This is a genomic window from Ruegeria sp. BHSB064 (assembly GCF_059613205.1).
On record NZ_JBXWSB010000167.1, the window covers coordinates 1 to 7,827 of the forward strand.

Sequence of the window (7,827 nt, forward strand, 5' to 3'; positions counted from 1 at the left end):
TGTGCAAAACCACTGTTGAGACCTGAGACCCGGTTATGGCCACCCGCTGCGCAATTTAGAGGCTGCGCAGGCGACCATAACCTACCAGCAGCCCTTCTTCCCGACGTGCTATGGCAGCGAATTTGTTTCTCGGGACATGGACCTTTGGGCCTACCAGCGGGGTGTCACGCTGGACTTCTCAAGGCCGGGAAGGCCGACGGAAAATGCCTACATCGAGGCGTTCAACGGTAAACTCCGATCCGAATGCTTGAATGCTCATTGGTTCATGGGCCTTGAAGATACGGCCGAAAAGTTGGAGGCTTGGCGTAGAGACTACAACGAAGAAAGAGCGCACAGCGCTATTGGGAACAACGTCCCAGCAGCGCTGATGAAATTACCAGACGCATCCAGCCCGTCTGTGTGATCAAAGGGCGGAAAATCTAGCCCCGAATGGGGACACTTCCGGTAGCACAGCAAACCTGAACAGAGCTAACCTATAGACGCGGACTCAGAGTGGAGCAGGTCAAGTAATCTCGCGTCGTTTCAAGCGCAGGAATGCGGTGGCGTTTTGTTTCCGTCGTCAGGGTATTTGGGACAGGTGGCAGCGTGAGCTAAGAAAGGGCCTGGTTCATGTGATTATGCGGCGGACATACCTGATACACCCCGATGGCTTCAAATGACAAATTTCGGCGGCGGAGTTGCCCCAGGAGCGCCAAGCTTCAAAGCGTTGACGCGTCCTCCGTAGCTTAAAATCAACTTAGCCTGATCCTTAAAGGCCAGGGCGTCTATTTCGAGTGGGTCACATATTGTTCTGAGCTCTGCATGAAGGTCCCGAAGAACGTCGGCACAATCGGCGTCGGGTGCACGGTTGTTGAGTTCTTCCGGGTCGTTTTCAAGGTCGAAAAGTTCATCGGAAAAACCGACATAGTGAATGAGCTTCCATCTTCCTTTGCGCAACATGAAAGCACCAGAGACGGCGCCCGCGGCATGGTATTCGGAAAACACGGTCCGGTCTGTGTCGGCAGGTCTCTCGAGGATGGAAGTCAGCCCTGTTACACCGTCGGCTGCGGTAATCTTTGATTCAAAATGTTCGGCGATGGTCACAGAGAGGTCGAGCAGGCTCACGGGCGTCGCACATTCTCCTGTCGGCACTTCGGGGCCCGCAATGATCATCGGGATGGCGACGCTTTCCTCATACATATTGGACTTGCCCCAAAGCCCCCGCGCACCGACGTTGTCACCATGATCTGAGGTATAGACAACGGTTGTATTGTCGGCGAGGCCCGCCGTTTGTAACGCGTCGAGTATTTGTCCCACATTCTGGTCAAGCCATGTGCAAAGCCCATAATATGACGACATGGCCGCCAGCCTTTCGTCGGGGTCTTTGAATAAGCCTTCGCTGTCCATAATAGCGTTCTGCTTTTCCACCCAGGGGTGGCGCTGGTATCCACCATCGGGATGCAGCTTGACCGGCGGTAGAGTTTTCGCAGGATACAGGTCGTAAAATTCTTGCGGCACCACCAGGGGAAAATGCGGCGCAACCAGGCCGACATACAGGCACCATGGCTGACTTTCCTTTGCACGTTTTGCAATCCAGTCTTTGGTCCGCTCGACAACGGATACGTCGTATTCCGTATACCCGCTCGTCCCCGGACCGATATACTCTCCAAGCATTCGTTTCGGCCCTACAATCCGCTCATCTTCTTTGCGGATACTGGCCCAAACCATACCGATCCCGCCAACAACCATCATCGGTATGTGTTCGACATCAAACCCTGCCGGGTCCTCCTCGGCGCGGTAGTGCAGCTTGCCAATGCTCTCGACAGGCACGCCCTTGTCCTGCAAGGCGTGGCCCCATCCGCGGATCGCGCCAGTATATGGCATCGCATTGTCCCAAAGCCGTGTCTGATGAGGGTACAGACCGGTGGCAAAGCTTGCACGTGCAGGCACGCAGATTGGACACGGTGTGTAGGCATTGGTAAAGCGCGTGCCCCGAGCGGCAAGCGCATCAAGGTTTGGCGTTCGCACCAACGGGTGCCCGGCGCAGCCCATAGCCCGGGCCTGATGCTCATCGGACATAATCACCAGCATATTTGAAGTCATCTGATGCCCCTGAACGTTAGCTCTTTTTTGAGTTTGTGGATGCTTCTGTAGAATGCGGCGAAGTCTCCGTCAGAGGTCTCCCCCGGAAGAAACACTTGTCGCGCCTCTTTCACCAAAATCATCATCTGACCGAAATCATGCGTCTTGGCTGCGCGTTGAGGCTATCTTGAAGCTTGGTAAGCCGAATGGTGACAAATGAATACGATGTTCGAAAGCTCGCGGTGTCATACGTGTTGTTTTGGTTAAGTGTTCTTAATGGACTGGATAGGTCGACAGTTTTGCTTGGTCTCGAAACGTCCTTTGAGGGCAATCCTCCGCGGATACCTATCTCAAGCTTATCTGTTGAAAACCGTGTCCTTCCAACAAGGTGGCTATGCTCTAATCGGACGTCAGGGTGAAAATAAGTTCTGTGTCGCCGCAGGCGGCGTGTACATACTGAGGTAGTTCTGTCCAAGCCTACCATTTGAGGGAAGCAAAAGCCTCCATGTCCTGCGCCCGCCACCGGTTTTGCGTTGCCCAAAACCGTAGCTTTGTAGAACCTCAAATGTTGAACGGCAGATGCACTCATCCTTCGTCAGGCTGCAACATCGAAGAAAAATCAGTCCGCTCAGCTGCAAGTTTCAGTTTCTTCAGGATGGTTTCGAGTGCCTTCTGTTCGAACGGGTCGAGAGAGTTAAGAAAATGCCTGTTTCGTGCTTCGAACTCGGGCTCCATTCTGGCCAAAACCGTTTTTCCGGCTGCGGTGAGAACTGGGGTGAATTGCCTTCGATCTTTGGGATGGGGCTCGGAACGGACATATCCCCGTTTTTCCAGCGCGGCGATCGTTTTGCTGAACTGGCCTTTGTCAAATCCCAAGGTCTTGCGCAATTCGGTAGAGCTCTTACCGGGTCTCAAACTTGCCAGACGTATAATGCGCCATTCCGGCACGGTCAGGTCGCCATGGCGTGAGATGATAGCTCGAGCCTGAGCCGTAATCGCCTGGTTGAGCAATTGGATGTCTAAAGAGACTAGAAATCCCGACTGCAAGGCCTCGTCCTCACTGTGTGTCACGTCCATGGTTTCAATCGATATCAACAGATGTAGGTTGTAATGTCAACCAAGAGGTTGACATTACAACCATTTCTGCGTAGTGACACTGAGAAGCTTTGCAGTAACCGAACGAACTCACTGTAACGCGACGTGATCGCAGGCTCATGCGGCCCAGCACGGCGGCCAGAGCGTCAGATAAGTTAACCCTGGGAGGATAAACCATGCAGACGCCCAAAGGCACCGGCACAGTTTGGCCGACAGCTGAGACCGAGACTTATGTCAATGAACATCGGACGGGTGCCTTGTCGAGAAGGGAATTTCTGACCCGCACGACCGCACTGGGAGTTGCCGTACCCGCGGCTTATGCGCTGATCGGGCTGCCTACACCTGCTCACTCGGCTACAGCGAAAAATGGCGCGGTTATCAGGGTTCAGCAGCCGTTGCTGGGAATGAAGGACCCGCGCGTGACGGATGGCGTCACAATCGCCAATATCTACCGCGGCATGTTCGACTATCTGGTAGAATACAACAACGATGGATCGTTGCGCGGCATGCTCATTGAAAGTTGGCAGGCCAATGAAAATGCAACGCAATATCTATTATACGTTCGCAGGGGAGTGGTTTGGCATGACGGCACGCCACTGACGGCAGAGCATATCGCCCACAACTTTGCCCGCTGGTGTGATCAATCCGTTGAAGGAAACTCCATGGCGTCGCGCATGTCCGCTTTGATCGATCCGGACACAGGGCAAATGCGCGATAACGCGGTTGTGGTGATGGATGAAAATACGCTGCGGCTGAACCTTTCGCGGCCCGATATCTCCATCATGGCCAGTGTAAGCGATTATCCTGCTGCGATTGTCCACCCTAGCTTTGATGCGGAGAATTACTTCGACAATCTCGGCACCGGCCCCTACCGGATCACAAGCATGGAACCGGGAGTCAAAGCCGTCCTGCAACGCAGAGAGGACTTCAATTGGTGGGGCACAGCGGTTTATGGCGGACCTTACATCGACCGCATAGAATACATCGACTACGGAAATGATCCGTCCGCCTGGGCTGCGGCAATTGATGCAGATGAGATTGATCTAATACACGATTCTGCCAGTGAATTCATCGCAGTCTTTGATAGTCTCGCTTGGGAAAAGTCTTCGGTTGTCACCGCCGCAACTGTGGTGCTGCGTACGAACCAGAAAGCCGAAGTGAATGGCCAAGTACCCTACAGCGATGTGCGCGTCAGACGCGCATTGGCGCTTGCCACCGACAACTCTGTCCTGCTCGAACTGGCGATTGCCGGTCTGGGAGAGACCGCTGCAAACCATCATGTCGCTCCTGCCCATCCGGAATACGCCGACATCGGTCCTTCGGTATACGACCCCGAGGCGGCGATGGCCCTCATGCAGGAAGCGGGCATGGCGGATTTCGAGCATGAGATTATCACGCTGGACGATGATTACCGCAAGGCGTCCGGAGATGCGCTGGCCGCGCAACTGCGCGATGTCGGGCTCAAAGTCAGCCGTAAAATCATCCCTGGCAGTTCGTTCTGGAATGGTTGGAAGGACTATCCCTTCTCGGTAACGAATTGGAACCATCGTCCACTCGGCATCCAGACCCTGAATCTGGCCTACCGCTCTGGGGCCAACTGGAATGAAACCGGCTTTGAAAATGCCGAGTTCGACGCACTTCTCGACCAGGGATTGTCGATTGCCGATGCGGACAAGCGACGTGTGATCATGGCGAAATTGGAGCGCATCATGGTGGATGAGGGCGTTATCATCCAACCTTATTGGAGGTCCATTTTCCGGCACGCGAAACCGGGGCTTGTTGGCGTGGGCGCCCACATCACACTTGACCATCAGCACTATAAATGGGGCTATGCGGTCTAGGGACAGACGTCTGTTCTGGCAATAGGTGTTTCATTTGAAATGGCTGAACGTTCGCCAAGCTCCTCCTTTTCGCTTTTTGGGACATCGCCAGCCGGCAGACCAGTCTCAACCGTGCCGATTAGATGCAGCTCGGATGTCTCAGGCAAGATTGACAACACCGAGAACCACCGCGATTGCGCGATACTCAAAAAAGAGATCCCCCAGTCCCTTTTGGACGATTTGGCGGACTTAGGTACGAGCGCGTTCATCGCATTGCGCGACGGCAATGTCATTGCCGAACACTATGCCCCGAATGTCCATGCGTGCGACCAGCACAGTCTCTTTTCCATTACCAAATCCATTGTCGCATTGCTTGCCGGGATCGTGATGACCGAACACGGTTTACACCGAGACATGACTATGTCTGATCTCCTGCCCGAACTCGCAGAGGGCGGGCTTGGATCGGCAACCCTTGGGCAAGTACTTGACATGACGACAGCCATCGAATGGACCGCGGACAGACAGAACCCGAAATCGACGCTTCATCGCATGCTGACGATTGGCGGAATGTTTGGACCCTCGGAAGACGAGATTTTTGCTACGACGCTCGAATATATCGGCACTTTGCCACAAACCGGCGCTCATGGCGAAACGTTTGAATACATCGGTGCAAACAGCGAGGCGCTCGGCTGGTTGGTAACACGGTTCAGCGGAAAACCTTGGCAAGACCTGCTGAGCGCGCGTGTCTGGTCGAAAATCGGGATGAAACAAGATGCTCAAGTCATAGTGGACCGATCTGGCCACGGTTTGGCTACTGGCGGAATGAAAGCTGGCTTGCGGGACCTTTGTAAAGTCGGCGTTCTTTTGGTTCAGAACGGGTGTCACTCTGGGAACCAGATTATTCCGGCTGGCTTTGTCCGCGATATCTGTAACATAGATCCGCAGCAGCTGAGTGCGCGAAGCCTCACGCAAACTGGCGGCATACCAGAAGATGTCGTGGCGTATCGCTGTCAGTTCTATGTAACCGACCCTGATCGCTGCGAATTTCTTGCGATTGGTGCGGGGGGCCAAACCCTTTATGTTGACCAGTCTACTGGCTTTGTTGGCGCTGCTGCGACGCTGCCCCCGAAAGAGGACGTCCACCAGCACCATATTGATGTGTTTCGTCGGCTGGCTCGCGAGAGGCTAGTCTGGGACTGACCTGCACGCCTGGGAGACCGGATCGGAGGCGAAAGCTGGTGTGGGCAGGTGGTTCGAATTCTGGAACCGCAAGCGCCCACACTCCGCCCTTAGCGGTAAACCCCCAGCCTTGGTCTACTGGCTGAGAAAAGATGAACCCAAACCCGATTAGCAGGAGCAAAGAGTAGCTAAAACTACGCCAGATCCTGTCCAATAGTTGGGGAGTAGCTCAGGTATCTGACTCTCCAAACAGTCTAGATTAGATGGAAAGCTGAAACCGAAAAACCGACGGTGGGTCGGGTCGTTAAAGCCATCCCCCGCAGAATGCGCAAGAATCATTCGGTGGAGGAAAAGATCTGCAACTTGTTGGAGTGCTTGATTGGCCGGGAGAGTATCGCTACATCGTGCTGATGCAAGGGGATCTCCAAGGGCCCAGTTCGATTCTTCGTTGCACGAATTACTGGAAGCGGGAAAGAGGTGCCGTGTAGGCGACGCGGCCAAGACGGCAACCAACGCCGAAGTGAACGAGGCTACGTGCCGACGCGCCAGTCCTGAAGGCCGCTGTTGCCTACTTCACCCTGCTCCTTCCGGATCCCAAAGAAACTCCAGCGACTCGCGACGTTCTTCGACCCGCCCAAATGCGATCTCCGCCATATCCCGGCAACGTGCGAAAGGGCTGGCTCGCCGACAAGCACGCCGCCACTTCAAGCTACGCGTCCGGATCGACAGGTCTTCTTCGCACATAGCTGATACAGGCGCTTGCTGTCCAAGCGCATTGCAGCTCGGTTCTACAGCGCCTCTGCTTTGACCAGCGAATGTACATCGTCAAAACGGGCTGCGTCCAGGTCGTCTTCGGTGATACCGAAGGACTGCCCCATCAGATCCTCGATACCGCGCACCAGCGCGGACGCATCGAGACCGTAGTACTTCATCAGATAGGGGCGCGAGCCGCCATGGGCATAGGTGTCTTTCAGCCCGAGCCGCACAAGGCGCTTGCCTGCACCCGCATCCGCCATCGTTTCGGCCACCAGCGACCCTATGCCGCCTTCGGTAACGTGGTTTTCCAGCGTAACCACCCCGTGCCGGACACTGCCTATATGGTCAAGCAGGGCCGCCGCATCGAAGGGCTTGATTGTGTGAAGGTGCAGATGCCGGATCGACAAGCCGGCCTTTGCAAATGCTGCGCGGGCGCGCATCGCCTCCTCGGTGCAGATGCCGCTTGTCACAACAAGGACATCTTCACCGGCCGACAACTCACGCATTTCGCCCACCTTGATGGGTGTGTCGAACAGGCGCGGCACGGACCCCCGCAGCACCCGGCACCAGACCGGGCCATCGATGCTGTCGGCGGCCTCGCAGATGTATTCCACCTCCGTGGCGTCACCAGTCTCCAGCACCGTCATATTGGGGATAGAGCGCATCACGCTGATATCCTCAATCGATTGGTGGGTCATTCCGCCTGGAGTGGTGACGCCGGGGAGGAACCCCATCAACCGCACCTTCCGGCGCGGATAGGCGATCGAAGCCATGAGCTGGTCGTACGGGCGACGATACATGAAGATGAGCCTCCCCAACTGAATTGGTCCGCCCCTATGTTTAGGAAACGGAGGACTAAGAATGGCGAACAAGCGACCAAAGCCGGAAGAGATTGTCTCGAAGTTACGGCAAGTTG

General features: G+C 55.3%; 5 protein-coding genes and 2 pseudogenes. 4 read left to right on the forward strand and 3 right to left on the reverse strand.

The window, feature by feature from the left end; genetic code table 11:
• Window positions 1-112: 112 nt before the first annotated feature.
• A pseudogene (locus AC2FNU_RS22775) lies at window positions 113-403 on the forward strand (integrase core domain-containing protein); the annotation flags it as partial.
• A gap of 248 nt (window positions 404-651) precedes the next feature.
• On the opposite strand, the gene AC2FNU_RS22780 reads toward AC2FNU_RS22775, so the two are convergent.
• A complete protein-coding gene (locus AC2FNU_RS22780) occupies window positions 652-2,082 on the reverse strand; it encodes a sulfatase family protein (RefSeq protein ID WP_496793042.1) in 1,431 nt (476 codons plus the stop codon).
• A 564-nt stretch (window positions 2,083-2,646) separates the two neighbouring features.
• Window positions 2,647-3,138, reverse strand: coding sequence for a MarR family winged helix-turn-helix transcriptional regulator (locus tag AC2FNU_RS22785; RefSeq protein WP_496793047.1), 492 nt, complete (start codon window positions 3,136-3,138; stop codon window positions 2,647-2,649).
• A gap of 194 nt (window positions 3,139-3,332) precedes the next feature.
• On the opposite strand from AC2FNU_RS22785, the gene AC2FNU_RS22790 reads away from it, so the two are divergent.
• From AC2FNU_RS22790 to AC2FNU_RS22800, 3 genes and pseudogenes are all read left to right on the forward strand, one after another.
• On the forward strand, window positions 3,333-4,997 hold the full coding sequence (locus AC2FNU_RS22790) for an ABC transporter substrate-binding protein (protein ID WP_496793051.1): 1,665 nt from the start codon (window positions 3,333-3,335) through the stop codon (window positions 4,995-4,997).
• 111 nt (window positions 4,998-5,108) lie between these two features.
• Window positions 5,109-6,176 (forward strand): serine hydrolase domain-containing protein, encoded by a 1,068-nt coding sequence (locus AC2FNU_RS22795; RefSeq protein ID WP_496793054.1) that lies wholly within the window; start codon window positions 5,109-5,111, stop codon window positions 6,174-6,176.
• Window position 6,177: 1 nt separating this feature from the next.
• Window positions 6,178-6,327 (forward strand): annotated as a pseudogene (locus AC2FNU_RS22800) (integrase core domain-containing protein); the annotation flags it as partial.
• A 616-nt stretch (window positions 6,328-6,943) separates the two neighbouring features.
• On the opposite strand, the gene AC2FNU_RS22805 reads toward AC2FNU_RS22800, so the two are convergent.
• Window positions 6,944-7,711 carry a transketolase family protein gene (locus tag AC2FNU_RS22805; RefSeq protein WP_496793059.1) on the reverse strand — a complete coding sequence of 256 codons (768 nt, stop codon included), beginning with the start codon at window positions 7,709-7,711 and terminating at the stop codon, window positions 6,944-6,946.
• Window positions 7,712-7,827 lie beyond the last annotated feature (116 nt).